General features: G+C 70.6%; 29 protein-coding genes. 17 read left to right on the top strand and 12 right to left on the bottom strand.

The features are described 5' to 3' along the window. Positions 1–57 precede the first annotated feature (57 nt). Genes OHT21_RS43595 through OHT21_RS43585 form a run of 3 tightly spaced genes read right to left on the bottom strand, consistent with a single transcriptional unit; the run spans position 58 to position 3,190 of the window. Entirely contained in the window at positions 58–846 is a 789-nt protein-coding gene (locus tag OHT21_RS43595) for a DeoR/GlpR family DNA-binding transcription regulator (protein WP_328773778.1), read from the bottom strand. 56 nt (positions 847–902) lie between these two features. Then, positions 903–1,955, bottom strand: a complete 1,053-nt coding sequence (gene pdxA, locus OHT21_RS43590) for a 4-hydroxythreonine-4-phosphate dehydrogenase PdxA (protein ID WP_328773777.1) — start codon at positions 1,953–1,955, stop codon at positions 903–905. After that, positions 1,952–3,190, bottom strand: coding sequence for a four-carbon acid sugar kinase family protein (locus OHT21_RS43585; RefSeq protein WP_328773776.1), 1,239 nt, complete (start codon positions 3,188–3,190; stop codon positions 1,952–1,954). Before OHT21_RS43585 ends, pdxA begins: the two co-directional genes overlap by 4 nt. 189 nt (positions 3,191–3,379) lie before the next feature. On the opposite strand from OHT21_RS43585, the gene OHT21_RS43580 reads away from it, so the two are divergent. The 9 genes from OHT21_RS43580 to ligD all read left to right on the top strand — a co-directional run bounded on the left by OHT21_RS43580 (position 3,380) and on the right by ligD (position 11,388). Then, the gene (locus OHT21_RS43580) at positions 3,380–3,973 is read left to right on the top strand and encodes a hypothetical protein (RefSeq protein ID WP_328773775.1); all 594 of its coding nucleotides are present in this window, start codon (positions 3,380–3,382) and stop codon (positions 3,971–3,973) included. Further along, positions 3,970–4,110, top strand: coding sequence for a hypothetical protein (locus tag OHT21_RS43575; RefSeq protein ID WP_165344169.1), 141 nt, complete (start codon positions 3,970–3,972; stop codon positions 4,108–4,110). The genes OHT21_RS43580 and OHT21_RS43575 overlap by 4 nt, the downstream gene beginning before the upstream one ends. After that, positions 4,107–5,087 carry an aldo/keto reductase gene (locus OHT21_RS43570; protein WP_328773774.1) on the top strand — a complete coding sequence of 327 codons (981 nt, stop codon included), beginning with the start codon at positions 4,107–4,109 and terminating at the stop codon, positions 5,085–5,087. The genes OHT21_RS43575 and OHT21_RS43570 overlap by 4 nt, the downstream gene beginning before the upstream one ends. A gap of 57 nt (positions 5,088–5,144) precedes the next feature. Beyond that, complete coding sequence (locus OHT21_RS43565) at positions 5,145–5,924, top strand: HpcH/HpaI aldolase family protein (protein ID WP_328773773.1); 780 nt, start codon at positions 5,145–5,147, stop codon at positions 5,922–5,924. Beyond that, the gene (locus tag OHT21_RS43560; protein ID WP_328773772.1) at positions 5,924–7,114 is read left to right on the top strand and encodes a sialidase family protein; all 1,191 of its coding nucleotides are present in this window, start codon (positions 5,924–5,926) and stop codon (positions 7,112–7,114) included. Before OHT21_RS43565 ends, OHT21_RS43560 begins: the two co-directional genes overlap by 1 nt. Further along, positions 7,111–8,109, top strand: coding sequence for a phosphoglycerate dehydrogenase (locus OHT21_RS43555; RefSeq protein ID WP_328773771.1), 999 nt, complete (start codon positions 7,111–7,113; stop codon positions 8,107–8,109). Before OHT21_RS43560 ends, OHT21_RS43555 begins: the two co-directional genes overlap by 4 nt. Positions 8,110–8,196: 87 nt before the next feature. After that, a complete protein-coding gene (locus tag OHT21_RS43550) occupies positions 8,197–9,627 on the top strand; it encodes an Nramp family divalent metal transporter (RefSeq protein WP_328773770.1) in 1,431 nt (476 codons plus the stop codon). Positions 9,628–9,711: 84 nt separating this feature from the next. Further along, on the top strand, positions 9,712–10,347 hold the full coding sequence (locus tag OHT21_RS43545) for a DNA polymerase ligase N-terminal domain-containing protein (RefSeq protein ID WP_328773769.1): 636 nt from the start codon (positions 9,712–9,714) through the stop codon (positions 10,345–10,347). A gap of 6 nt (positions 10,348–10,353) precedes the next feature. After that, a complete protein-coding gene (gene ligD, locus OHT21_RS43540) occupies positions 10,354–11,388 on the top strand; it encodes a non-homologous end-joining DNA ligase (RefSeq protein WP_328773768.1) in 1,035 nt (344 codons plus the stop codon). Between the two features lie 12 nt (positions 11,389–11,400). On the opposite strand, the gene OHT21_RS43535 is transcribed toward ligD, so the two are convergent. The 3 genes from OHT21_RS43535 to OHT21_RS43525 form a co-directional block, all read right to left on the bottom strand. Then, positions 11,401–12,864 carry an aminotransferase class I/II-fold pyridoxal phosphate-dependent enzyme gene (locus OHT21_RS43535; protein ID WP_328773767.1) on the bottom strand — a complete coding sequence of 488 codons (1,464 nt, stop codon included), beginning with the start codon at positions 12,862–12,864 and terminating at the stop codon, positions 11,401–11,403. A gap of 55 nt (positions 12,865–12,919) precedes the next feature. Beyond that, positions 12,920–13,120 carry a hypothetical protein gene (locus OHT21_RS43530; RefSeq protein ID WP_328773766.1) on the bottom strand — a complete coding sequence of 67 codons (201 nt, stop codon included), beginning with the start codon at positions 13,118–13,120 and terminating at the stop codon, positions 12,920–12,922. 187 nt (positions 13,121–13,307) lie between these two features. Then, positions 13,308–13,490: a CsbD family protein gene (locus tag OHT21_RS43525; RefSeq protein WP_328773765.1), complete on the bottom strand. Its 183-nt coding sequence runs from the start codon at positions 13,488–13,490 to the stop codon at positions 13,308–13,310. 249 nt (positions 13,491–13,739) lie between these two features. Here OHT21_RS43525 and OHT21_RS43520 point away from each other — a divergent pair, with 249 nt between their 5' ends. After that, positions 13,740–14,069, top strand: a complete 330-nt coding sequence (locus OHT21_RS43520; RefSeq protein ID WP_328773764.1) for an ANTAR domain-containing protein — start codon at positions 13,740–13,742, stop codon at positions 14,067–14,069. A gap of 286 nt (positions 14,070–14,355) precedes the next feature. On the opposite strand, the gene OHT21_RS43515 is transcribed toward OHT21_RS43520, so the two are convergent. Further along, positions 14,356–15,153, bottom strand: coding sequence for an RNA polymerase sigma factor SigF (locus OHT21_RS43515; protein ID WP_328773763.1), 798 nt, complete (start codon positions 15,151–15,153; stop codon positions 14,356–14,358). Positions 15,154–15,503: 350 nt separating this feature from the next. Between OHT21_RS43515 and OHT21_RS43510 the strand changes: the two genes are divergently transcribed. The 3 genes from OHT21_RS43510 (at position 15,504) to OHT21_RS43500 (ending at position 16,955) form a co-directional block, all read left to right on the top strand. After that, the gene (locus OHT21_RS43510) at positions 15,504–15,863 is read left to right on the top strand and encodes a DUF6479 family protein (RefSeq protein ID WP_328773762.1); all 360 of its coding nucleotides are present in this window, start codon (positions 15,504–15,506) and stop codon (positions 15,861–15,863) included. A 46-nt stretch (positions 15,864–15,909) separates the two neighbouring features. Then, positions 15,910–16,260 (top strand): hypothetical protein, encoded by a 351-nt coding sequence (locus OHT21_RS43505; RefSeq protein ID WP_328773761.1) that lies wholly within the window; start codon positions 15,910–15,912, stop codon positions 16,258–16,260. Between the two features lie 68 nt (positions 16,261–16,328). Then, positions 16,329–16,955, top strand: a complete 627-nt coding sequence (locus tag OHT21_RS43500; protein WP_328773760.1) for an alpha-ketoglutarate-dependent dioxygenase AlkB — start codon at positions 16,329–16,331, stop codon at positions 16,953–16,955. A gap of 36 nt (positions 16,956–16,991) precedes the next feature. Here the strand turns inward: OHT21_RS43500 and chvE are convergent, their stop codons facing one another. The 3 genes from chvE to OHT21_RS43485 all read right to left on the bottom strand — a co-directional run bounded on the left by chvE (position 16,992) and on the right by OHT21_RS43485 (position 20,680). Then, the gene (gene chvE / locus OHT21_RS43495) at positions 16,992–18,080 is read right to left on the bottom strand and encodes a multiple monosaccharide ABC transporter substrate-binding protein (RefSeq protein WP_328773759.1); all 1,089 of its coding nucleotides are present in this window, start codon (positions 18,078–18,080) and stop codon (positions 16,992–16,994) included. A 385-nt stretch (positions 18,081–18,465) separates the two neighbouring features. Then, entirely contained in the window at positions 18,466–19,254 is a 789-nt protein-coding gene (locus tag OHT21_RS43490; protein WP_328773758.1) for an aminoglycoside adenylyltransferase family protein, read from the bottom strand. 181 nt (positions 19,255–19,435) lie between these two features. After that, the gene (locus OHT21_RS43485) at positions 19,436–20,680 is read right to left on the bottom strand and encodes an FAD-dependent monooxygenase (RefSeq protein ID WP_328773757.1); all 1,245 of its coding nucleotides are present in this window, start codon (positions 20,678–20,680) and stop codon (positions 19,436–19,438) included. A gap of 188 nt (positions 20,681–20,868) precedes the next feature. Here OHT21_RS43485 and OHT21_RS43480 point away from each other — a divergent pair, with 188 nt between their 5' ends. From OHT21_RS43480 to OHT21_RS43470, 3 genes are all read left to right on the top strand, one after another. Then, positions 20,869–21,144: a YkvA family protein gene (locus OHT21_RS43480; protein WP_328774446.1), complete on the top strand. Its 276-nt coding sequence runs from the start codon at positions 20,869–20,871 to the stop codon at positions 21,142–21,144. A gap of 212 nt (positions 21,145–21,356) precedes the next feature. Further along, positions 21,357–22,919 (top strand): CAP domain-containing protein, encoded by a 1,563-nt coding sequence (locus OHT21_RS43475; protein ID WP_328773756.1) that lies wholly within the window; start codon positions 21,357–21,359, stop codon positions 22,917–22,919. Between the two features lie 153 nt (positions 22,920–23,072). Continuing rightward, a complete protein-coding gene (locus tag OHT21_RS43470; protein ID WP_328773755.1) occupies positions 23,073–24,077 on the top strand; it encodes a cation diffusion facilitator family transporter in 1,005 nt (334 codons plus the stop codon). A 19-nt stretch (positions 24,078–24,096) separates the two neighbouring features. Here OHT21_RS43470 and OHT21_RS43465 read toward each other — a convergent pair whose 3' ends face one another. Further along, the gene (locus OHT21_RS43465; RefSeq protein ID WP_328773754.1) at positions 24,097–24,528 is read right to left on the bottom strand and encodes a hypothetical protein; all 432 of its coding nucleotides are present in this window, start codon (positions 24,526–24,528) and stop codon (positions 24,097–24,099) included. 154 nt (positions 24,529–24,682) lie between these two features. Between OHT21_RS43465 and OHT21_RS43460 the strand changes: the two genes are divergently transcribed. Beyond that, positions 24,683–25,117: a helix-turn-helix domain-containing protein gene (locus tag OHT21_RS43460; RefSeq protein WP_328773753.1), complete on the top strand. Its 435-nt coding sequence runs from the start codon at positions 24,683–24,685 to the stop codon at positions 25,115–25,117. 20 nt (positions 25,118–25,137) lie between these two features. On the opposite strand, the gene OHT21_RS43455 is transcribed toward OHT21_RS43460, so the two are convergent. Then, positions 25,138–25,743, bottom strand: a complete 606-nt coding sequence (locus OHT21_RS43455) for a ClpP family protease (RefSeq protein WP_328773752.1) — start codon at positions 25,741–25,743, stop codon at positions 25,138–25,140. Position 25,744: the final 1 nt, after the last annotated feature.

Genomic DNA, 25,744 nt, shown 5'->3' with positions numbered 1-25,744 from the left:
ACGGAAAGGGCCAGGCGCGTCCCAGCGCCTGGCCCTTTCCTGTCGGTGCGGCCAAGTTCAGGAGTCCTCCTCCTCGGACTTGGCCAGGACCGTGGTGACCCCGCGGCTGTGCAGCTCGTCGAGGACGCGCGGGTCGGCCGCGTCGTCCGTGACCAGGGTCCAGCCCGCGGGCAGGGTGGCCCAGGCGTGGAAGGGGCGGCGGCCCACTTTCGCGGCGTGGGCGAGGACGTAGACGTGGTCGGCGCGGCGCGCCATGAGCTCCTTCAGGCGCGTCTGGCGCAGATCGGCCTCGCAGATCCCGTGCTCCGGGGAGACGCCGTCCGTGCCGAGGAAGACCCGGTCGAAGGTGAGCCGTTCGAGGGCAGCCTCGGTCAGCGGGCCGACGAAGCCCTGGCTGAGCGGGCGGAGGGTGCCGCCGAGGCACTCCACGTGGACGTTCTGGACGTCGGCGAGTTCCTGGAGCGCGGTCAGGCCGGTGGTCGCGACGGTGACGTTCTTGGCCGTACGCAGTTCATGCGCGAGTGCGCCGACGGTCGAGCCGGCGTCGAGGAGGAGCGTCTCGCCGGGCTGGATCTGGGCGGCGGCCCAGCGGGCGATGGCACGTTTGGCCTCGAAGGCCTCGCCCGTGCGCTGCCGCAGTGAGGCCTCGGGGTGCGCGGACAGCGCCATCGCGCCGCCGTACGTACGGGCGAGGCGTCCGTCGGTGGTGAGCTTCGCCAGGTCGCGGCGGATGGTGGAGGCCGTCACGCCGAACAGCTGGGAGAGTTCGTCCACGCTGGTCAGGCCGGTGGTGGTGGCGAGCTGGACGATCCGGTCGCGCCGGGACTTGGATCCGATCGCAGACATCAGTCCTGTGTCCTCCGGGTGTGCGGTGGTGTCCTCCGGGACCCACGAGAGCGGGGTCATCGGGCGGCCGAGGCGGATGACATCTCGGCGGCCTGCCGCAGCGCCTCGACCATGCTACCGGCCTCGGCTCGGCCGGTGCCTGCGATGTCGAACGCGGTGCCGTGGTCGACGGAGGTGCGGATGACGGGCAGTCCCACGGTGAGGTTCACGCCCGTTTCGATGCCGAGGACCTTCACCGGGCCGTGGCCCTGGTCGTGGTACATGGCGACGATGAGGTCGTAGTCGCCGCGCCCTGCGAGGAAGAAGGCGGTGTCGGCGGGGATCGGGCCGCGGGCGTCGATGCCGTCGTTGTGTACGGCCTCCAGGGCGGGAACGATCTTCGCCTCCTCTTCGCCGTAGCCGAACAGGCCGTTCTCGCCCGCGTGCGGGTTGATGCCGCAGACGCCGATCACGGGGGCGTCGACGCCCGCGCGGACCATGGCTTCGTGGCCGCGGCGCACGGTGCGTTCGACGAGGCCGGGTTCGATGCGGTTGACGGCGTCGATCAGGCCGAGGTGCGTGGTGACGTGGATGACCTTCACCTTGGGTGTGGACAGCATCATCGACACCTCGTCCACGCCGGTGAGATGGGCGAGGAGTTCGGTGTGGCCGGGGTAGAGGTGCCCGGCGGCGTGCAGGGCCTCCTTGTTGAGGGGGGCGGTGCAGATGGCGTGGACTTCGCCGCTCAGGGCGAGCTGGGCGGCGACGCGGATGTAGTGGTACGCGGCGTCGCCCGCCGCGGCGGAGTGGGTGCCCCAGGGCAGGTCGGCCGGGAGCAGTCCGAGGTCGACGACGTTGATACGGCGGGACGTGAACTCGGCGTCGGCGGGGCCGTCGACGGCAACGATGTCAGCACTGATGCCGAGGATGTCCGCCGCCTGGCGCAGGCGCTGGGCGTCACCGATGACGACGGGGCGGCAGCAGCGCAGGGTGTCGGGGTGCAGCAGCGCCGGGACGATGACTTCCGGCCCGACGCCGGCACCGTCGCCCATGGTCACCGCGATGATCGGCAGCGGGGGCCCGGCGGTGCCGGACCGCTCGGCGGACGCGGCGGTGGGGGCTGCGTTCACGTGGGGTCTCCTTGCGGAACGAACGACGGGGTCAATGCGGCGGCGTGGTCGGGGCGCAGCGCGCGGGCGATGCGCAGCAGGGAGTCGGGCTCGCCGAAGCTGCCGGGGCGGGTGACGACGGACCGGCCGTCGGCGGTGCGGGCGTGCACGGCGCCGTGGTGGATCTGCCCGACGGGCAGCAGCTCACGGACGCCCAGCGCGTCCAGCACGCGGCGCGCGGTCTCGCCGCCCGTGAGGACGAGGTCGCTGTCGCGGGCGGCTTCGGCGACCGTACGGGCGAGGCCGGCCGCGAGGGTGCGGGCCGATCCGGGCTCGACGGCGCCGCCGCCGTCGATGCTGACGACGGTGATGCCGTCGGGCGTGGTGGCGAGCGGGTGCGGGCCGCGGTGGTCGGTGAGCAGGTGCGCCGGTACGGGCACGTGGTGCGCGCCGGAGTCCAGAAGTTGCGCGATCTGCGCAACGGCGCTGGGTGCGGCCGTTCCGACCACGACGAGCAGCGGTCTGTACGGCGTGAGCTCCGGGGTTTCGCGGAGGCCGCTCCCGTCCGCTGCCGCCAGTCTCCGGCCGAGCGCGGCGGCCAGCCCGCCCGTCCCCAACAGCCTTACGCTAGGGTCGAGTTGGAGCGCCGCCTGGGCTATCGCGTCGAGGTCGGCGTTTGTTTCCGCGTCGCACACCGGGTGGTGGCCCTTCGCGATGAGGGTGCGCAGCCAGCCGGACAGCGCCAGTACGGGCGAGCGCACCACCGACAGCGGCACCACCCGCGTCGGCAGGTCGCCCAGCGCCGCCCGCACCGATTCGGGCGCCGGGCCCCGCTCCGCGCGCCAGGCGTCGGTTGCGTGCAGCGCGGTGCCGTGTACATGGACGACTCCGTCGCGCACGGTACGGCCCGCCACCGGCAGGGCGGGAGCGATCACCACGCCCGTGGCGCCCCCGGCGTAACTGGCCGCCTCCGAGGCGAGGTTGCCCCGCAGCAGCGAGTCGACCTTTTTGAAGACCAGGCCGCCGTCGGCGTACGGCATGACAGCACCCACGGCGCGAGCGGCCTCGTCCGCGGTGAGCTGCCGGGTGTCGAGGTCGAGTACCAGCGCCTCGCCGTCGGGTGCCGGTGCGGTGGGCGGGCCCAGCAGGATCCGGCCGGGCAGGCCCAGTGCGGCGGCGGTCTCGGCGGCGCCGGACAGGTCGTCCGCGAGCGCCAGCACGCGGGATGGGCGGCCGGCGGGTGTGATGCGGGACACGGGTACCTCCTCGGGCCTGTGGGTGATCGGCCCCGGACGCCGATGATGGCACGACTGCGCGAAGCACGCGAGACTCCTTGCGCGATTCGCGCAACCGTGCCACCTTTTTTTCGGCGCGACACCGCTTCGCCGCCCTGTGCCGGGCGGCATCGGCAAGAGCCGGTCGCCCCCAGAACCGAGAAGGTCGACATGACCCCCACTCCGCCGCATCGTGTCCCCCCGCCGAGTCAGCCCCGCCGCCGCACCGTGCTGCGCTGGGGCGCCCTCGGCGGTGCGAGTGTCGCCCTCGGTCCGCTGTCCGCCTGCGCCGGACCCACCGGTGCGCCCGGGCCCGGCACCCTCACCCTCGGTCTGAACCGCTCCCTGGTGAGTCTCGACAACAAGCTGAACCAGTTCGAGGCGTCGGTGACCGTGCAGCGCGCCGTACGGCAGGCGCTCACCCGCATCGGCCCGGACCTGGAGCCCCAACTCGTCCTGGCCGACCGGTTCGAGATGACCGGGCCCACCGCGTGGACGGTGCGGCTGCGCGAGGGCGTGTGCTACGCGGACGGCAGCCCGGTCACCGTCGAGGACGTGTCCACGGCGCTGACCGGTACGACCGAGGAGGCCCGCGGCGTGGTACCGCTCGCCCGTTTCGGCGAATCGGGCTCCGCACAGCAGATCGTCGAGCGCCCCGCCGAGCCGTATACCCGTGAACTCCTCGCCGCCGTGCCCCGTGTGGGTACGTGGGACGAGGACAGCGACGGCCGGACCGAGCCCGTCGCGGAGGAGGCGGCGTCGTGACCGAACTCCCCACCACCACAAGGCCGGTACTCCTCTCCGTAGAGGACCTCGTCGTCGAGTACGCCACTTCAAGCGGCCCCTTCCGAGCCGTCGACCACGTCAACTTCTCCGCCGCCCCGGAAGGAACTCCCACGTGACCACCGGCATCACCGTGCCGAACATCCCCGTACCGCTCTCCCGGCTGGTACTCGGCACCATGACCTTCGGCGACACCGTCGACGCCTCCTCGGCGGCCGACATGCTCGATGCCGCGCTCGACGCGGGCATCACCGGCGTGGACACGGCCAACGGCTACGCGGGCGGCGAGAGCGAACGCATCCTCGCCGGACTGCTCCCGGGCCGCCGCGACCGCATCGTCCTGGCGACCAAGGCCGGTATCCCCCACCCCGACCAGGGCGACCACGCCCCGCTCTCCGCGGCCGGTCTGCGCGCCGCGCTGGAGGGCAGCCTCAAGCGCCTGGGCACCGACTCGGTCGACCTCTTCTACCTCCACCAGCCGGACCGCGCGACACCACTGGCCGAAACCCTCACCGCCGTCGCCGAGTTCGTGGCCGAGGGAAAGGTCCGCGCCCTCGGGGTCTCCAACTACGCGGCCTGGCAGATTTCCCAACTCATCAGCACCGCCGATGAGTTGGGAGCACCACGGCCGGTCATCGCCCAGCAGATGCACAACCTCCTCGCCCGCCGCATTGAGGAGGAGTACGTCGAGTACGCCGCGGTCACCGGCCTGCGCACCATGGTCTACAACCCGCTCGGCGGCGGCCTCCTCACCGGCCGCCACCGCTTCGAACGTCCCCCGGAATCGGGCAGGTTCGGCGACTCCAAGGTCGCTGAGATGTACCGCCGACGCTATTGGGACGAGCGCCTCTTCACCGCGGTGGAGCAGCTCTCCACCGTCGCGGAGTCCGCCGGCATTCCCCTCACGGACCTGGCCCTCCGCTGGCTTCTGGACCGCGACTCGACCGACGCCCTGCTCCTGGGCGGCTCCAGCACCGCCCATCTACTGGCCAACATCGCGGCCGCCGCCAACGGCCCCCTGCCCCCCGACGTCACAGCGGCCTGCGACGAGATCGGCAAGGCGCTACGCGGCCCCATGCCCGCATACAACCGCTGACAACCCGCACTCGGCGACGACCCCAACCGAGTCCGCCCACCCCCGGAGGCCACCCCCATGACCCCCACCACCTTCGCGACAGCGATACGCGCACGCGACCCGCTGGTCGGCTACTGGTCCGTCCTGGACTCCCCCGTCTCGACGGAACGAATAGCCCGCCTCGGCTACGACTATGTGGCCCTGGACGCCCAGCACGGCCTGATCGACTACGCGGGCGTACTCGCCTCGCTCACCGCCATAGACACCAAGGGCTCAACCGCCATAGGGCTGGTACGAGTTGAGGCCAACGACCCCATGCCCATCGGTAAGGCACTCGACGCAGGCGCGGCCGGCGTCATCGTCCCGCTCATCGACACCGCAGAGGACGCCGCCGCCGCGGTGGCGGCCGTACGCTACCCGCCGCTCGGCAAGCGCTCGTACGGCCCGATGCGCTCGGCCCTGCGCATCGGCCCCGACCCTGCCGACGCGCACGCCCAGACCGTGGTGCTGGCGATGATCGAAACCGCCGAGGGCCTCAAGAACGTAGAAGAGATCTGCGGCACCGACGGCGTCGACGGTGTCTACATCGGCCCCTCCGACCTGCGTATCGCGCTGGGCGGCGCCAGCTCCACCGACCCAAGGGTCGCGGACGAGTTCGAGGCGGCACTCGCCACCGTGCGCGAGGCCGCGGCCGCCGCCGGGATCGCCGCCGGTATCCACAACGCGGACGGCGCGACGGCCGCAAAGCGGCTCACCGAGGGCTTCACGTACGTCACAGTCGCGAGCGACCTGGTCCACCTGGAGCAGGTCGCCTACCGCCACCTCACCGCCGTACGCGCGACAGAGCAGGTCCAGTGATGCCGGGCCCGGCCGTCGCCGATGGCGTCGTACGCCCGCACCTCACCGAGACGGGCCGCTTCGAGTCATGGCTGTCCGCACCGGCGGTGCAGAACCATGCCGCCAATCTCACCGTGTTACCCGACGGTGAGCTGGGCTGTGTCTGGTTCGGAGGCACGCAGGAAGGCGTGGCGGACATCTCGGTGTGGTTCTCGCGGCTGCCCGCGGGCGGGGACACCTGGTCCCGGCCGGAGCGGCTCTCCCACGACGACACCCGGTCCGAGCAGAACCCGCTGCTGTTCACCGACCCGTCCGGCGACTGGTGGCTGCTGCACACCGCACAGCGGGCCGGGCGCCAGGACACCGCCGAGGTACGGCTGCGCGTCAGCCAGGACGAGGGAAAGACGTGGGGCCCTTCCCGCGTGCTGTTCGACGGCGGGGTCTTCATACGCCAGCCGGTGACCGTCCTCCCCTCTGGCCGCCGCCTTTTGCCCGTGTTCCGCTGCGTGGCCGCGCCGGGCGAGCGGTGGTCGGGCGACCGGGACTCCAGCTCGGTGATGGTCAGCGACGACGAGGGCGTGAGCTGGCGCGAGGTCGCGGTGCCGGGCTCGACCGGCCTCGTGCACATGAACGTCCGTCCGCTGCCGGACGGTTCGCTCCTTGCCCTGTTCCGCAGCCGCCGGGCCGACGCCGTGTACCGGAGCGTGTCGTACGACTACGGGGAGAGCTGGGCAGAGCCGCACCCACTGGACCTGCCGAACAACAACTCCTCGATCCAGTACGTCCCGTTGGCCGACGGCCGTCTCGCGCTGGTCCACAACCACAGCAGCGCGGCGGACGCCGTCGCCCGCCGTGTCTCGCTGTACGACGAGATCGACGACGACGGGCTGAGCGGGGACCACCGGCGGAACGGAGACGCGCCCGCCCCAGCTCCGACGACCGGAGCCGCCTTCTGGGGCGCCCCGCGCGCGCCGCTCACCCTCTCCGTCTCCTCGGACGGCGGTCTGACCTGGCCGGTGCGCCGCGACCTGGAGACCGGTGACGGCCACTGCCTCACCGACAACTCCCGCGACGGCCACAACCGCGAGCTGTCCTACCCGTCCGTCGTCCAGACCCCGGATGGCGCCCTGCACATCGCCTTCACTCACCATCGCCGGACGATCAAGTACCTCCGTCTGAGGCCCACTTGGGCGGACCGGGAGATCGCATGACCACCACATCCGTGAACAACACACCACTCGAGACGCCGACCTCCATGACCACGACCCTCATCACCACGCCCACCTTCTCCCGCTACTCCCCCGAGCCCTGGCAGATCCTGGAGCGGGCCGACGCGGGCCCCCTGCGCCCGTACGAGGACGAGGCACTGCCCGCCCACGAACTCCTCAAGCGGATCCCCGACATCGACGCCCTGATCGTCGGCATGGACCAGGTCACCGCCGAAGTCATCGACGCGGCGGACCGTCTCAAGGTCATCGCCAAGCACGGTGTCGGCGTGGACACCATCGACCTCGAGGCCGCACAGGCCCGCGGCATCCCCGTGGTGTGCGCGCCCGGCAGCAACTCCCGGGCGGTCGCCGAGTTCACCCTCGGTCTGATCCTGGACGCCACGCGCCGTATCACCGAGGCCAACCGGCGGCTGGTGGACGGGGAGTGGCCCAAGCTGTTCGGGCCCGAACTCGCGGGCAGGACCCTGGCCGTGATCGGCTTCGGGCGGATCGGACAGCTCGTGACCGGGTACGCGCGCGCCTTCGGCATGACGGTGCTCGCGTACGACCCCTATGTCGACTCTCAGCACATGTGCGCACTCGGCGCCCGTTCGGCCCCGCTGGACGACTGCCTGGCCCGCGCCGATGTCGTCAGCCTGCATCTGCCCGCCACCCCGGGCGCGGCCCCGTTACTGGACCATGCGCGGCTCTCCGCGATGAAGCCGGGCGCGCTGCTGGTGAACACCGCCCGCGGCGGTCTCGTCGACGAGGCAGCGCTCGCGGCACTTCTCGAGGACGGTCACCTGGGCGGCGCCGCGCTCGACGCCTTCGCCTACGAACCGCTGGGCGACAGCCCGTTGCGCAGTGCCCCGAACGTCCTGCTCACCCCGCACATGGCGGCCTGCGGCCAGGACGCCAACCGCATGATGGGCGCCATGATCGCCGAGGAGGTCGTACGCGTCCTCGCGGGCGAACCTCCACAGCACCCCGCCCCCTGACCTCCCTCTTCTCCTCAACGCCGCCCCCCAACTCCCCTCCCCCGCCCCCGAGTCCGGCAACGGAGCCGGACGTCCGAAGGATCCGCCATGGCGAAAACCACCATGCCGACGGCACCCGCGACCCCACCGACCGAGCCCGACCCGTACGCCCTGCGCGCCGAGGACGTCCGCGAGGCGCCCGGTACCTTCAGCGGGCGGCTGCGCCATCTCGGCCCCGGTTTCGTTCTGTCGGCCGCCGTGGTCGGCTCGGGCGAGCTCATCGTGACCACCTCGCTCGGCGCCGAGGCCGGGTTCGTACTGCTGTGGCTGGTCGTCATCAGCACCGCGGTGAAGGTGTGGGTGCAGATGGAGCTGGCCCGCTGGACGATCCTCAACGGCCGTACGGCGCTTGACGGTTACCGCGAGGTCGGACCCCGTATCGGCCGGGTGAGCTGGATCAACTGGCTGTGGATCGGCATGGACTTCGCCAAGATGTTCCAGCGGGGCGGCATCATCGGCGGTACGGCGGCGGCCTGTTCGGTGATGTGGCCGGTCACCGGGGAGGCGTTGAGTTTCCGTTCGCTGGCCGTGTGGACGGTGGTGGTCACCGCGCTGGCCGTGATCCTGCTGCGTACGGGCCGCTACAGCGTGGTGGAGCGGGTGTGCTTCGCCTCCGTCGTCGTCTTCACCCTCGCCACGGTGGCGCTGGCGCTCGGCTTGCCGATGACCGAATTCGGTTATGGGGCAGGCGATTTGGGCGGGGGCTTCAGCTTCCTCATTCCCGCGGGCACGGCCGGGGTGGCGCTGGCCATGTTCGGGATCACCGGGGTCGGCGCCGACGAGATGACGACGTACACCTACTGGTGCATCGAGAAGGGCTACGCCCGCTGGACGGGCCCGGACGACGGGAGCGAGGAACGGGCGCGGCGGGCCGAGGGGTGGCTGAAGGTGATGCGCCTGGACGTCGCCGCCGGCTGGCTGGTCTGCACCCTGTGCACGCTGTCCTTCTACGTCATCGGCGCGGCCGTGCTGCATCCGCAGGGCCTGGTCCCCGAGGGCAACGCGATGATCACCACGCTGTCGCGGATCTACACCGACACGATGGGTCCCTGGGCCGAGTACCTGTTCCTGATCGGCGCGTTCGCCGTCCTCTTCTCGACGCTGGTGGGGTCGACCGCCAGCGTGCCGCGGCTGTGGACCAACACGCTCGGGCTGCTCGGTGTCATCGACTGGCACGACGTGCGCGTACGGCGGCGCACGATCCAGATCCTGACGTGCTGCCTGCCGCCGGTCTGGGCGTCGTTCTTCCTCTGGGTGCAGTCGCCGGTCCTGATGGTGCAGATCGGTGGCATCGGCGGCGGTGTCTTCCTGCTCGCCGTGGTGATCGCGATCTGGCGGCTGCGGTCGACCGGCGTCGACAAGCGCTTCCGCGCCAACCCGTGGCTGACGGCGGCGCTGGCCGTCAGCAGCGCGGCGATCGTGTTCCTCGGCGTCTACGGCGTACTGGACGTCTTCGGCATCAGCCTCGCGGGGTCCTGAGTCGGGCGGGTGCGGGTGGGGTACCCGGGGGCTGCGAGACGGTGCCGGTCCGCGGGAGCCGCGGGCCGGGGGAAGGAGCCGGACGTGGTTGAGAAGGACCGGCTGCGGACCTACCGCGGCAAGCGCCACTTCGACCGGACCAAGGAGCCGCGGGGAACCGAGGACGCTCAGGGTGCCGAGGAACCTCGTGACCAGGAGGAGTCCCCGGACGACGGGCGGCATTTCGTGGTGCAGATCCATGACGCGAGCACCATGCACTTCGACTTCCGGCTGCAGGTGGACGACGTACTGAAGTCCTGGTCCGTGCCGAAGGGCCCATCGGCCGATCCGCAGGACAAGCGGCTCGCGATGCCCACGGAGGATCACCCGCTGGAGTACGAGGAGTTCGAGGGCGTGATCGCCGAGGGCGAGTACGGCGGTGGAACGGTCATCGTCTGGGACCGCGGTACGTACCGGCCCATGAGCCATGACCGGCGGGGACGGCCCGTGCCCTTCGACGAGGCGCTGGAGCACGGCCATGCCAGGTTCTGGCTCGACGGCTCGAAGCTGCACGGCGGCTACGCGCTCACCCGTTTCCGCGGCGGCGACCGCGAGGCGTGGCTGCTGGTGAAGACGGACGATGAGCGGGCCCGGCCCGGTGACCCTGGGACGCCCGATCCGCGCCGGGCCCGCTCGGTGCGCAGCGGGCGCACCCTGCGGCAGGTCGCGCGGGAGGAGTGAGCGGCGATGACCGACACCGACACCACCGGCCTCCTGGGCACGCTGTCCGCCGACGAGCGTCGGCGGCTGCGCGCGGCACGCCCCGGCGTGGAACTGGCCGACCGGCCGATGCTCGCCACGCTGAGCGACCGACGGGACTTCCCCGGCGGCTGGATCTTCGAGCGGAAGCTGGACGGCGTACGGGTGCTGGCGGTCCGCGAGGGCGGGCGGGTGCTGCTGCTGTCCCGTACGGGCAGGCGGCTCAATGACACGTACCCGGAGATCGTGGAGGCGCTCGACGAGCAGTCGTGCACGGACTTCACGGTGGACGGCGAGATCGTCGCGTTCGCGCACGGCCGGACCGACTTCGCCCGGCTACAGCGGCGGATGGGGCTCACCCGGCGGCGGGAGATCGAGGCGACCGGTGTGGACGTGACGTACTACCTCTTCGATCTGCTGCGGCTGGAAGGTACCGACACCACCCAACTCCCGTTGCGCACCCGCAAGTCGCTGCTGCGTCGCGCCCTGACGTTCCGCAGCCCGCTGCGGATGAGCACGCATCGCAACGCGGGCGGCCCCGAGTTGCTGGCCGAGGCCTGCGCCCACGGCTGGGAGGGGCTGATCGCGAAACGTGCCGACAGCCGCTACCAGCCGCGCCGTTCGCCGGACTGGCTCAAGCTGAAGTGCTCCCAGGGGCAGGAGTTCGTGGTCGCCGGTTTCACCGAACCGGCCGGCAGCCGCGTCGGGTTCGGTGCGCTGCTGCTCGGCTACTACGACGGAGACAGGCTGCGCTACGCGGGCAAGGTGGGCACGGGCTTCGACCATCGCACCCTGGTCGCACTACGGGAGCGCCTGGACGAACTCCACACCTCCGCCTCGCCGTTCGCCGACCGGGTACGGGAGCCGCGTACCCACTGGGCGGAACCGGAGCTGGTCGCGCAGGTCGAGTTCACCGAGTGGACGCGGGACGGCATGCTGCGGCATCCGCGGTTCCTCGGGCTGCGGGGCGACAAGGCGGCGCGTGACGTCGTCCGCGAGCGGCCCGCGGCCCAACTCCGCTGAGATTTAAGCGACTTATGCCACGACGCGGATCGTGCTCAGCTCCGGGTCCGAGGCGTCCGGGAGGTTCATGCCTCCCCGCAGGCCCGTCCGCAGGTAGCGCAGTACGGGCTCGGTGAGCCGTTCGCCCGGCAGGACGGCCGGGATGCCGGGCGGATACGGCGTGATCATCTCGGCCGCGACACGACCGGCCGCCCGCTCCAGCGGAACGGCCTCCGTGGGGCGGAAGTACGCGTCGCGGGGCCGGCAGGCCTGTTCGAGCCGCATGTCCTCGCCGCTCGGTACGTCGATGTCCGGCAGCCCGGCCGCCAGTTCCCCGGCGTGCTCGGCGAGATCGCGCAGGGCGTCGGTCAGCGGCCGGGTGGTGTCGGCCGAGTCGGCGTGGGTGAGCTGGGCGTTGATGCGCCGGTGGTCCGCGAGGTGTACGTCGATGTGGTGCTCGGTGCGCAGCCAGTCGGCCACGCGGTAGCCGCTCGTTCCGAGACCGCTGACGTCGATGACCGTGGGCAGCGGATCGAAGTCGACGGAGAGGCCGGGGCCCACGAGGTCGTCGTGGCCGAGGACGTTCAGGCCGGGGATCTCGTCGATGGTGCGGCGGACGTCCGCGGCGAGCCGCAGTGCGTCGTCCAGGAGGCGCTTGCCGTGGAGAACCATCTGGCGGCGCCAGGCGTCGAGTCCCGCGTGGATGAGGACCGAGGGGCTGGTGGTGCCGAAGAGGTCGGCGCGCGACTGCAGGGTGTTCGTCTCGATCAGGGAGCCCTGGAGGTGGTAGACGGAGCCCTGTTCCAGTCCGCTGCCCATCTTGTGGATGCTCGTGACGCAGACGTCCGCGCCGGCGTCCATCGCCCAGGACGGCAGGTCGGGGTGGAAGGGCAGATGGGCGCCCCATGCCTCGTCGACGACGAGGGGCAGGTCGCGCGCGTGAAGAACGTCCGCGATGTTCCGCAGGGCGGCACAACTCCCGTACGGGGTGGGGCTGGTGACGAGGGCGCCGCGCGCGTCCGGGTGGCGGTCGAGGGCCTCCTCGAATTCCTCCGGGCCGGGTGGGTGCGCGAAGCGTTGCTTGTCGTCCCATCGGGGATCGGCCCAGACCGGTTCGACGCCGGAGAGGATCAGTCCGGAGATCACCGACTTGTGGGCGTCGCGTCCCACGATGAGCTTCTCGCCCGGGCCCGCCACGGCGAGCATCGTCGCCTTCACGGACAGGGAGCTGCCGCAGGTGGTGAAGTACGTGTGCTCGGCGTGCACCGCGTCCGCCATGAGCCGCTCCGCACGCAGCAGCACATCACCTCTCGTACGCCGGTCGTCGAGGCCCCCGGATGCCAGCAGGTCGGAGGCATAGACGGCGTCGCCGAGGATGGCCCTGGCCTGCGGGTCGGCACCTCGGGCCTGCTTGTGGCCGGGCGGGCTGAAGGCGAGTTCGCCGCTCTCGTGATGGTGCCGCAGGGCCTCGAGTACGGGGGCTTGCGTGTGGTCCACGGTCGCGGTCTCCCTCGGGCGGGGACGTACGTACGGGGATGGGGCGGCGTGCCGCTCAGTCGGAGCCGTCCACTTCGGTGGCTTCGCGGTTCGCCCGCGTACTCGGGGTGATGGGGTCGCCCGGTCCGCGGTCCCGTCCCTCGCTGGTGTCCGTGTCGTCCTCGAGCCCCTGCTCCTTGACCTCCTCCAGGGCCTCTTCGGTCGCGGTGCGGGTCTCCTTCTGGCGCCCGGCGGGGCGCCGCATGATCTTGCGCATACGCGGCGAGTACCCGCTGGGGCGGTGGGCAGTCCGGTCGGCCGCCCGGGATGGCGTGGGCAGGTCAGCCACCCGTCCTGGCACCGGCGAGCCGACACGACGGACTGTCCCGAAAAAACGCCTCCGGCGACCGCACGGGCTGAGCCCGATACGGCCGCCGGAGGCTCATCGCGTCGGCGAGCCGGGCCTACCGGCCGGTCCTTTTCGCGCGGTCGGCGGGCTTCTGCGCGGCCTGCGCGGCTTCCTGCGCCTGGCCCGTCATCTGCTCGGCGCGGCCCTCGGCCTCCTGGGTCCGGTCGCCGGTGGCCTTGCCGGTGGCTTCCTTCATCTTGCCCTTCATCTGCTTGGCCTTGCCCTTTGCCTTCGCCATGATGATCCGTCCTTTGCGGGGAGTTGGACTGGCGTATCCACCCTGCGCCCGGGTCATCAACTTCGCAATTCGTGAGCGTTTCGCCACGGTGAGTGAGCACATGCACTCCCGGGTCGCCCGCACTGGCACACGGCTGGACAAGTGGCGACGATGGAGGAACACGTCAGCGCTCCGACCCCGGAGGGGACGATGACCTCACATACCCGTTCGGGAGCTGTCGAGCCGGCCGGTGGCCCTCAGGAGGCGACCGTGCCTGACGAAACGGCTCGGATCGTCGCGTTGCAGGAAGAGGTCGGCCAGTTGAAGGAGGCCGTGACCTCGCATGCCGTCGTGGATCAGGCGATCGGCATGATGGTCGCGCTGGGGCGGGTGACCCCCGCCGAGGGCTGGGCCGTTCTGCGGGAGGTTTCCCAGCACACGAACATCAGGCTGCGGAATGTGGCGGAGCTGATCATCATCTGGGGGCAGAAAGGCGAACTGCCACCGGATATTCGCGCCACGCTGGAGGATGCGCTCGACCGCTACGGCCCGACGCAGATTCCGGGAGAACCATCCCTTGAACCTGAACCGCCCTCTTGAACCACCCTTTGGAGAATCACCCCGCTCATCACGTCCGGAATCACCTCCAGAAATCGGCACGCCGACCCATCGATATTCTTCAACATTCCCCAACAACAGGGCAGAGCGGCCGCTTTGTTCGGACGGACCCGAAGCGTTTCGGATCCGTCCTCGTGGTTAGTTCGGACATTGGCGGCACGCTGACCAACCGCTCCCGGGAGGGTTCGGCAGTGAGCTCGCCACTCGGTCGCCCGGGCCGGGGACACCGGCACCGGGCGACCGAGTTCGTCTGCTCCGGGACACACGATCAGGCGACCTTCTCGGCGAGGGCCTTCTCCCTCAGTTCGGCGCAGCAGGCGCTGAGCAGCCGGGATACGTGCATCTGCGAGATGCCGAGTTGATGCGCGATCCGGCTTTGTGTCATCCCTCCGAAGAAGCGCAGGTAGAGGATGGTGCGTTCGCGTTCGGGGAGTTCCTGCAGACAGGGCTTCACGGCCTCGCGGTCGACGACCAGGTCGAACCCGGAGTCGGGTTCGCCGAGGACGTCTCCCAGTGCGTAACCGTCGTCGCTGCCCGGCAGTTCGGCGTCCAGCGAGAGGGCGGTGAAGCTGTCGAGAGCTTCGAGACCGATTCGTACGTCGTCCTCGCTCATCCGCGCGTACTCGGCGATCTCGCTGACGGTGGGCCGACGGCCGGACGATGTCTGTGACAGGTCCTTCGCGGCCGTACGGACCCGATTGCGCAGGTCCTGGACCCGGCGCGGTACGTGAAGGACCCACATATGGTCCCGGAAGTGGCGCTTGATCTCGCCGGTGATCGTCGGGATCGCGTAACTCTCGAAGGCGCAGCCACGATCCGGGTCGTAACGGGCGACCGCCTTGACGAGGCCGAGTGCCGCGACCTGGCAGAGGTCCTCAACCGACTCGCCACGCCCCCGGTACTGGGCGGCGATGCGGTCGGCCATGGGAAGCCAGGCGCGGACGATCTCGTCGCGCAGGGCGTCGCGTTCGGGCCCCTCTGGCAGGGCGGCGAGCCTTTCGAAGGCCTCGGCCGTGTCGGGGGCGTCGTCGTGCGGGTGTTGCTTCGATCTGACGGTGACTCGCATGGTGCGTCGCATCTCCCTCAGAAGGTGCCGAGACAGTCACCATGGGAGAAGGCACACACGGACCGTTCGGAACACACCCGCGATCTGGCGGACCAGCCCCCACGGACGTGCCTCCTGTCCGAAGCACTTATGAGGCATTTGCCCGCTATTCACTCACTCAAACGCAATCGTTCAAACTCGGCCGGTGGAACTCGTTTGATCTACGAGTACGGGACTGGCGTGACGCCGAGCCATCGATCGGCTCCGAAATGTGACGAGCCCAGCGGAATACCCGGAATTAACGGCCGGGCCATGCCGAACGGGAGCCACAAGCCGCTGTTTCGCTCAGCCGCGCCGGGTACTCGCAAGTGATGGACATCGTCACGACACGACTTGCCCTCGATTCCGCGGTGGCAGGCGGCGTGGTGCCGTTCCTGGTCGGGCTCATCGTCGTCGGCGGCCTGATCTGGGCCGTGGTACGCGGCCGGCGGATCCGCGCCCGCGAGCCCGCACCGCCACGCCCGGAGGATCAGCCGAGGCTGCCCGACTCCGGCCCGGTGCACGAGGTCCGCGAGCGGCGCGAGCCCGCCGAGGTACCCCGCGGCCGCGACCGGACAACTCCGCACCGACTACGGGGACACGGCACCCGCCGTGCCGCGGACCAGGAGCCGCCGAAATGGGACGAGAACTCCAGCGGAGGCTTCGGCAGCGGCGGCCCGGGCCGGACCTGATCCCGCAGGCGAGCCGCGCCCGGAAGGAACGGGAAGGAACACACCCATGAGCCACACCGACCGCGACACCCTCCCCCTGCCCGACTACGACCACCTGCCACTGGGCGGCCTACGGACCCGCATCCGCTCACTGTCCACGGACGAGGTCGAGCAGATACTGGCCTACGAACGCGCACACGCGCACCGCACGCCGGTGATAGAGATGATCAAGGCCCGCCTGTCCGAACTCGCCTCCGGCGCGGAACCCACAGGCGGCGACCCCACAGCCGTACGCCCCGAACAGTCCCCGCACCGCGCAGGCCGGACGGTCTCCCCCGCCACCGCCGCGGAGGCGATTCACCCACCCCCGCACGGGACTCCGGACCAGCGCGGCAGGCCGAAGGGCAACCAGACCTGAGGCTCAGCCCGCCCGGCGCCGAGACACCATACCGTACAAGCATTCGAATACTGGCGTAACCTGGACCCATGTCCACCCACCTCCAGGGCTCGCTCTTCGACCAGGCCGACGACATTCGCCTCGGGTCGCTGGACGGGCTGCGCAGGACCCGGCTCGGGGACGGGGCCTGGATCGATCTGCTGCCGGGGTGGCTGAGTGGGGCCGGTGAGCTGTTCGCGACGCTCGCCGCCGAGGTGCCATGGCGGGCCGAGCGGCGGCAGATGTACGAGCAGACGGTCGACGTTCCGCGGCTGCTCGCCTACTACGGTGCCGACGACCCACTCCCGCATCCCGTTCTGGACGAGGCGCGGGATGCCCTTTCCTCGTACTACGACGGGGAGTCGGGGGAGCCGTTCGTCACCGCCGGGCTCTGCTACTACCGGGACGGCAGGGACAGCGTGGCCTGGCACGGGGACCGGACCGGGCGGGGTGCGCGGGAGGACACGATGGTCGCCATTCTGTCCGTGGGCGCGCCGCGCGATCTGCTGCTGCGGCCCCGGCACGGCGGCAGCACCGTACGGCGTGCGCTCGGGCACGGGGACCTGCTCGTGATGGGCGGCTCTTGCCAGCGGACCTGGGAACATGCGGTTCCCAAGAGCACGCGGGCGGCCGGACCCCGGATCAGCATCCAGTTCCGGCCGCACGGCGTGCAATGACGGGACGCTCAGGCCCGGGCCCTCACATCCATGACCTCAGCGGAGGTCGCTTTCCTTGAGGTAGTCCGAGCCGATGAGCACCTTCTTGTAGTTGCTCTTGTCGACGCTCACGGGTTCCAGCAGGTAGGCGGGCACGACCTTCTCGCCGTTGTCGTACGTGGCGTCGTCGTTGATCGCCGGCCGCTTGCCGTTGACCACCGCGTTGACCATGTACGAGGTGATCAGCGCGAGTTCGCGGGTGTCCTTGTAGACGGTCTGCGTCTGTTCACCGGCGATGATCGACTTGATGGAGGGGATCTCGGCGTCCTGCCCCGTGATGAGGGGCAGATCCTTGCCTCCGTCGCCGTAGCCGTGCGCCTTCAGCGCTTTGACGATCCCGAGGGATATGCCGTCGTACGGAGAGAGGACCGCGTCGACGCGCTCCGTCTCGTAGTGGGAGTCGAGGAGTTCGTTCATGCGCTTCTCGGCCCGGACGCCGTCCCAGCGCAGGGTCGTCATCTTGTTCATCTCGGTCTGCCCGGATCTCACGACGAGTTGGCCGCCGTCGATATAGGGGTCCAGAACCTTCATCGCGCCGTCGTAGAAGTATTTGGTGTTGTTGTCGTCGGGCGAACCGGCGAACAGCTCGATGTTGAAGGGGCCCTTGGCGGTGCCGTTGACCAGGCCCAGCTGCTCGACGAGGAAGTCGGCCTGGAGCTGGCCGACCTGCTCGTTGTCGAAGGTGGCGTAGTAGTCGACGTCGGGGGTGTCCAGGAGCAGGCGGTCGTAGGAGATCACCGGGATTTTCGCCGACTCGGCCTTGCCCAGCACTTCCTTGAACGCGCGTCCGTCGACCGCCGCGATGACCAGGGCGTCCACACCGTCGTCGATCATGGCCTGCACCTGCTCGACCTGGGTCTGCGGGTCGTCCTCGGCGTACTTCAGGGTGGCGCCGAAGCCGAAGCCCTTGACCTGGTCGACCATGTTTTTGCCATCGCCGATCCACCGCGGGGACTTCGTGGTGGGCATCGCTATGCCGACGATTTCGTCTCCTGAACTGCCCACGTCTCCGCTCTCCCCGCAGGCTGCGAGGGACAGGGACAGGGCTACGGACAGGGCCGCGGCTACGGTGATGCGGACGCGCATGGTCTTCTTCCTCACAGAGTGACAAGTCACCGCACCGGACGCGTTCGTACGGCTCGGACGTCCGGCGGGTGCGCCAGGTGAACCGGCGCCCGGGAGCGGTGAGCTTCCGGGGTCGGCTTGCCTCACCAGGACCCCGGTGAGGCGGTGCGACGGCAGACCGTTCGGTATGTGTCTCGGAGCGGTTTTCCGTTGAACCCGCACACGAGCAGGCCGGGGTGACCGGCCCCCACGCGCGCGGACTCGAACGTGGGGCGACGGGAGCGTATACCGACAGAGACGCTCTGTGGTCGACTTTCGTCACATTGGTTGCGTCAGCGCACGACCAACGAGCAAACGTGCAACAGAAAGCGTCCCGATCCGAACGCGAACCAGCCTACAACTCGGCTTACTCTGGGGTCAGTTGGGCAACCAAGTGCTCGGCGAGCGCGCGGACCTGCGGCATCAGCCCGTCCCAGGACTCCACCTCGTCCCCGAGATAGATCGACCGGGCACGGGCCAGTACGGGCCGGTGCCGTTCCGGCAGGCGTTCGAGTGCCCAGTCGGCAGCGGCATCCTTGGACGTGATCGCTCCGGTTTCCAGCGTCGTCCAGATACGGGCGAGCGTCAGCAGGACGTTACGGGTGTCCGACTCCAGCTCGGCGAGCAGCTCCGGCACACCGGCGACGATCGCCCGCCGCAGGTCCTCGTGCGGGACGGGATCGAGAACGTCCGCGGGCGGCGGGCCGAACAGCGGGGCGTTCCCGAGCAGCACCATCGTGATCAGCGGCGCAAGATCGGGCGCGGGCGCCGGAACGGGCACCACCCCGCGCTCGAACTCGTCGCGCAGCCACTCACCGTAGAGGAACTCGCATCGGGGCGGATAGCGCCAGGGGCGGACGTCGTCCCGGGCCACGACGGTGAGTTCGACGGGACGGCGTCCGGTTCCGCTCGGGGCTTGGCGCACGGAGACCTCGAGGAGTCCGTGGACCAAGGCCCGCCGCTCCCGCTCCGTCGTTCCCCGTCGTGCGACGACGAACAGGTCGAGATCGCTGCCCGGCCGCAGTCCGCCGAGTACGGCGGAGCCGTGCAGGTAGACGCCGACGACGTCCGCGCCGAGTACGCGGTGCACCAGGCGCAGGACGTCAGCGGTCTGGGAGTCGGGCAGGGGGTCGGAAGGAGGCGTGCGGTCGTTCACGGTCGGGATCGTAGGGTCAGAGCCCCGCGTCGCAGCACCCCTCCCGACGCATCTCCGGTACGCGGCAGCGACCATAGGAGGTTCTGGATCTCGGCGATCAGCCGGTCGCCGCCGGGCGGCGAGGGTCGCGGAGCGCGTGAGCAACAGCGCCATCCAGCCAAATGGGTTGCCTCTCCAGCGGTCAGACGCGCTTCGCGTGCAGGGTGCGCGCGAGCCGGGGGCCGAGCCAGCGCTTCAGTCTGCGCAGCGCCTGGAGTTGGTTCGCCGCGCGGTCGATCCGGTAGTAGAGCTGCGGAGGGACGTACGGCAGGAGCGGCGAGTGCCGCTGGCCGAGGAGCGCGAACATCCGGTGCGGTGGGAGGTGGATGTATCGCGGCAGGTTCTCGTACCACTGGGCGCTGAGACGGGCCGCGCTCTGTACGGAGAGCAGGGCCGACTTGCGTTCCATCTCGTACGAGGCGAGGGCCGGGGCGAGTTGGGACTCTCCCGGTGCGGCTTCGCGCAGGGCGGCGGCCAGGGCGATGGCGTCCTGGAGGGCGAGCGTGGTGCCCGCGCCGATGGAGTAGTGCGTGGTGTGGGCGGCGTCGCCGAGCAGGACGAGGTTGCCCCGGGACCAGGTGCGGTTGGTGAGGGTGGGGAAGTTGCGCCACCGAGCGCTGCCGCCAGGGTCTGTGCGGCCGGAGTGTGCACGGCCTGGGTATGTGCGGCCGATCAGCCGGTGTCCGTCGAGCAGTTGGGCGAAGAGTTCTTCGAGGAGTGCGAGCGCTTCGGCCTCCCCCGCCCGGTCGAGGCCGAGCCCGGTCCAGGTCTGGGGCGAGCACTCGACGACACAGGTGCTGGCGTCCCGGCTGAAGCCGTACGCATAGCACCAGATCCAGCCGTGCGGTGTCTCCACGAAGGCGAACGTGAACGAGTCGAAGACCTTGGTGGTGCCCAGCCACAGGTACTTGTTCCGGCCGAAGGCGACCTCCGTGCCGAAGTGCCCGGCGTGCCGCTCACGCACCACGCTGCGGACGCCGTCGGCGGCGACCACCACGTCGGCTTCCGGCAGTTCCGCCCCGCCCGCGATCTCGTGCCCGAACTCAAGGCGTACACCGAGGGATTGGGCCCGCTCGGCGAGGAGGTCCAGCAGCCGGCGGCGGCCGATGCCGTAGCCCTCGTCGCCGTGGTGCCTGGTCGTACGGTCGCCGATGTGCGCGACCCCGTCGCTCCAGCGGACCGAGCTGTCGCGGATGGCGCGTGCCGACTCCGGGTCGCCGGCGTGCAGTTCGCCGAGCAGATCTCCCCAGTACGTGACGCCCCAGCCGTACGTGGCGCCGGCCGGGTTCCGTTCGTAGACGGTGATGTCGTGCGACGGGTCCTGCCGCCGCATGAGGATCGAGAAGTACAGGCCGGCCGGACCGCCGCCGACGCAGGCGATCTTCATGGGCACCCCAAGGGTTCGCTGGTTCTCTCCAGGTGATCAATCGACAGCACAGGGTAGGAACGAGGCAGGCGACGCGCCGGGCGCACCACGCCGCGTGGCGTGCCGCCGAACCGGGAAAGGTGAACCGGAAGAAGCGCACGAAGAAGCGCACGAAGACGCGCACTCCGGGACGAGCCGAGGCAGGACGCATGGACACCAGTACGTGGGTTGTGATCCTCCTGGTCGCCGCCCTGCTGGCCGCGGTTCTCGCGGCGGCGGTCGTATTCCTCGTACGTCTGGTCCGGACCCGGCGTGCACTCCGGCGCGCGGGGCTCCCGACGGGCTCGCCCTGGGTCTTCTGGGGCGCCGTCGCCTACGTCGTCCTGCCGACCGATCTCGTGCCCGACCCGGTCTACCTCGACGACATCGGCGTACTGCTCCTGGCCCTGAGGTCTATGCGTGCTTCCGCGGACCCGCAGCGCTGACGGGGCCGCCCATCTGCTTGGCTGGACCCGGCAGTTGGGAGACCTCTAGGTCAGGGTGATCATGCAGGCGGAACTGGCGTCCTGACGGCACGGGCCGGGAACCCGCGGTCGGCGGTGGGACGTTGTCCGGTCAACGTCCCTCGGGGCGCGGACAGCGAATGAGGGTCTGACCTGCTGGACAGGCCCTGAGCATCCCGACAGATGGCGGCACGATGAGCGAGTTGGTTCCCGGAGGCAATCTGGCCTTGCCCGGTGGCGCCCTGACGCTTCAGGTGCCGGGGCCGTTCGACGTGTCCGCGCTGATCACCGATGACGGCGGCAAGGTGCGCTCGGACGGCGACTTCGTGTTCTACAACCAGCCGAGCGCGCCTGGTGTGCGCCTCACCGGCGGGACGCTCGGCGTCGACCCGCCCGCGCTGCGGCCGGGGGCGAGCCGGGTCACCGTGGTCGTCTCTCCCGCCGAGCCCGGCACTCCGCTGGGCCGGCTGCCGGCGCCGAGCCTGCGCGTGACCGGGCCGGGTGGCCGTGTCCTGGCCCAGTTCAATCCCCCGCGGCCCCAGCAGGAGACCGTGCTGCTGCTCGCCGAGATCTACCGCCGGGGTACGGCATGGAAGATCCGCGCACTGGGTCAGGGGTACGCGGACGGACTGGCAGGCATCGCACGGGACTTCGGCGTGGAGGTCAGCGAGGACGCCGACGCGGGCGGGAGCGCGGGCTCACCGGTTCCTGGAGGATCCCCGGGGTCGGGCCCCAGGGGCACAGGTGTCGCGACGGCCTTGAGCGTCGCCCGTGCCGGGCTCGACCGGCTGCGCGGCGCCGGGCGTACAGCGGCGGGACGTACCCCGGGCGGACGCACACCGGCGGGACGCCCGGGCACGGCACCAGCACCGACACCGACGCCGGGACCAGCACCGGCACTCGCACCCGCACCCGCACCCGCACCCGCACCGAGCGCTCGTATCGCACCGTCCGCACCGGCCGGAAGCCCTCGCGCCGCAGACCCCGACGGCTTCCTCGGCCTGGTCAACTCCGCGCGCGCCGCCGCCGGTTCACCGTCCGTCTCCCGCGATGCCCGGCTCGACGCCGCCGCCCGGGCCCACGCCGCCGGTATGGCCGCGCAGGGGCGTCTCGGCTCCGAGGGCGCGAACGGGCTCTCCGTGTACCAGCGCGTCACCGCGGGCGGGTACGCGTATCTCACCGTCGGCGAGCACCTCGTCTCCGGCCCGCGCACCCCGGCCGAGTTCGTGGAGTACTGCCTGTCGAACGAGCAGTCCCGCAGCACGCTCCACAACCCGGCGTTCACCGAGACCGGCGTGGCGTACGTCCCTGACAGCCGCTCCGGCACGCTGTACTGGACGGCGCTGTGGGCCCGGCCCCTCACCCCCGGCGGGCTCGCGCAGACGGCCGCCGACGTCATCGCGCTCACCAACGCCGAGCGTGCCTCGGCCGGACTGCCGCCCCTCGCCCCGGACCCCCTGCTCACCGCGGCGGCACAGGCGCACAGCGCGGACATGGTGGGCCGGGCCTTCTACTCCCACACCTCCCCCGACGGCAGCGAACCCTGGCACCGCGCCGCCGCCGCTGGCAGCACCCGTCGCACCATCGGCGAGAACATCGCCTGCGGCCAGCGCTCCCCCGCCGAGGTCGTACGAGGCTGGATGAACAGCCCCGGCCACCGCGCCAACATCCTGAAGCCGGCCTTCACCCACATAGGCATCGGCTTCGCGGGCGGCGGCTCGGCAGGCACGTACTGGACGCAGCTCTTCGGCGCCTGACCGCATCACAACGACCGCATCCACCGATTTGCATCTACGCAGGTCAGAGGCCTGTTATCGATGATGACAACGGTCACCGATGCAGCCTTTGCCGATCTCCGCAAGGTGCGCTTCACTGCGTGAGTCAGCCATTGAATCGAGGGGGTACAAAAGATGAGCAGCGCGCAGCATGCACACGGGCCGGGCGGGGCCGCCGGGCACGAGGGGCACGCGCACGGAGTGGCCGCGGACGCGGACCGCCGCTGGCTCGGGATCGCGCTGACACTGATCGCCTCGTTCATGGCGATCGAGGTCGTCATCGGCATCGTCGCCCAGTCGCTCGCCCTGATCTCGGACGCGGCGCACATGCTCACGGACGCCGTGTCCATCGTGCTGGCGCTGATCGCGATGCGGCTGGCCGCGCGCCCGGCCCGCGGCGGTTTCACCTACGGTCTCAAGCGGGCCGAGATCCTGTCCGCGCAGGCCAACGGGCTCACGCTGCTGCTGCTCGGCGCGTGGCTGGCGTACGAGGCCGTGCACCGCCTGATCGATCCGCCCGAGGTCGAAGGCGGGCTGGTGCTCGCCACAGCCCTCGCCGGGATCGTGGTGAACATCGCGGCGGCCTGGTGCATCTCGAAGGCCAACCGCAGCTCGCTCAACGTCGAGGGCGCCTACCAGCACATCCTCAACGACCTGTTCGCGTTCATCGGCACCGCGGTCGCCGGTCTGATCGTGCTGCTCACCGGGTTCGCGCGGGCCGACGCGATCGCCACCCTGGTCGTGGTGGCCCTCATGGTCAAGGCGGGCTACGGGCTCGTACGCGAGTCCGGGCGGATCTTCCTGGAAGCGGCTCCCGCGCACCTCGATCCGGACACCATCGGGGACCGGCTCGTCGCGCACAGCACCGTGACCGAGGTGCACGACCTGCATGTATGGACCATCACCTCGGGGCAGCCCGCCCTGTCCGCGCACATCCTGGTCGACCCCGGCGCGGACTGCCACACCGTGCGCCGGGAGCTGGAGCGGACCCTGCACAGCGACTACGGGATCAGCCACACCACGCTGCAGGTCGACCATGCGCCCGCGGAACTCCTCGAAGTCCGTGCCGGCGCCTTCGACGACGCCCACTGCGAGCGGCCGCACGGCCCCGTCCACCGCGACGAGCCGCACCCCCACTGACCGGCTACGGCCCGGACGACTACCCGCTGGTGCCGCTCAACTTCCGCAGTTCCCCGCCGACATCGGCGCGCAGCTTCTTCAGGAGCGCGGGCTTGGCGCCGCCGATCGCCCACTGCGGGCCCACGAGGTACGTACCGCCGTACACGGCGGCGGCATCCAGCCAGGTCTCCTTGTACTTCTCCTGCGGGAACGTGGTGATGGTCCAGTTGCCGCGCTCGGTTCGGCAGACGCCTTCGCGCAGTTGGTCCGCCTCGATGCGGATCTTCGGCTTGCAGTCCGACAGTGACGCGATGACCTCGACCTTCGCCGGCGCCGCCACCGGAGCCCGGGAAGCCGTACTCTGGCTCGGCTTGCTCGCCGGTTCCGCCGAGTCGGCCGCACACCCCACGAGCAGGGTGGTCGACAAGGCCGCCGCGACGATGCACAGGGGGCGGAGGCGGGATCTCGTCACCGTGGTTTCCTTCCTGGACTTGGGCCTGCAGTTGGGCCTCGAGAGGGACCGGTTGTGCCAGGAGATACGAGACGTGGTGGCGGGACGTTCAAGATTCGCCGAGGGCAGAACGCGTTCCCCTTCCCGTCACGCGTCACGCTCCTAGGCTGGAGCGGTGAGCAGCCACGCGCCCGAAGAAGCCCGCGTCATTCCCCTGCGACCGCGACCGGTACCGGCGGAGCCGGCGGATCCCGCTGTGCCCGCTCCTGCTGTGCCCGCCGAGCCGGCGCGCAAGGAGCCGCTGTGGCGGGACGTCGTGGGTGATGTCCTGCGACGTGAACGGCTCGCTCAGGAACGTACGCTCAAGGACGTCGCCGACGCGGCGCGGATCTCGATGCCGTACCTCTCCGAGTTGGAGCGCGGCCGCAAGGAGGCCTCGTCCGAGGTCCTCGCGGCCGCCGCCCACGCCCTCGGACTCGGCCTCGCCGACCTGCTGGCCCGCGCCCATCGCCAACTCGTCCGGCCGGCCCGGCCGCTCAGGTCCCGCCACGGGCACCGGCCCACCCAGGCGCAGTCGCGGTTCGGCGAGGTACGTCTTCTCGCGGCCTGAGCCCGAGCGCACCGGCTCCGTTACGCCGCCGCCAGCATCCGCCTGCTGAGCACCTCGTCCGCGAGCCCGTACGCCACGGCCTCCTGCGCCGTGAACACCTTGTCGCGGTCCATGTCCGCGCGCAGGGTCTCCACGGAGTGATGCGTGTGCAGGGACAACACTTCCTCGACCTGGGAACGGATGCGCATCATCTCCTTGGCCTGGATGCTGAGGTCGGCGGCCGTTCCCCGGGCGCCGCCGCTCGCGGGCTGGCCGAGCAGCACCCGGGCGTGCTCCAGGACGAACCGCCGTCCGGCGTCTCCCCCGGCCAGGAGCACCGCCGCTGTCGAGGCGGCCTGCCCGACGCAGCACGTCGAGATGGGCGCGTTGACGTAGCGCATCGTGTCGTAGATCGCCATCAGCGAAGTGTTCGAGCCGCCGGGCGAGTTGATGTAGACGGAGATCTCCTGCTCGGGAGCCGACGACTCCAGGTGGAGCAGCTGGGCGATGACGACGTTGGCGACGCCGTCGTCGATCTCGGTGCCGAGGAAGATGATCCGCTCGGCGAGCAGCTTGCTGTAGATGTCGTACGCGCGCTCTCCCTGCGGGGTGCGTTCGACGACGTTGGGGATCGTGTACTGGCTCATG

This window comes from Streptomyces sp. NBC_00286 (genome assembly GCF_036173125.1).
Taxonomy (GTDB): Bacteria; Actinomycetota; Actinomycetes; order Streptomycetales; family Streptomycetaceae; genus Streptomyces.
The sequence above is the reverse complement of the archived record's forward strand: the minus strand, read 5'-3'. Positions and strand labels throughout refer to the sequence as shown.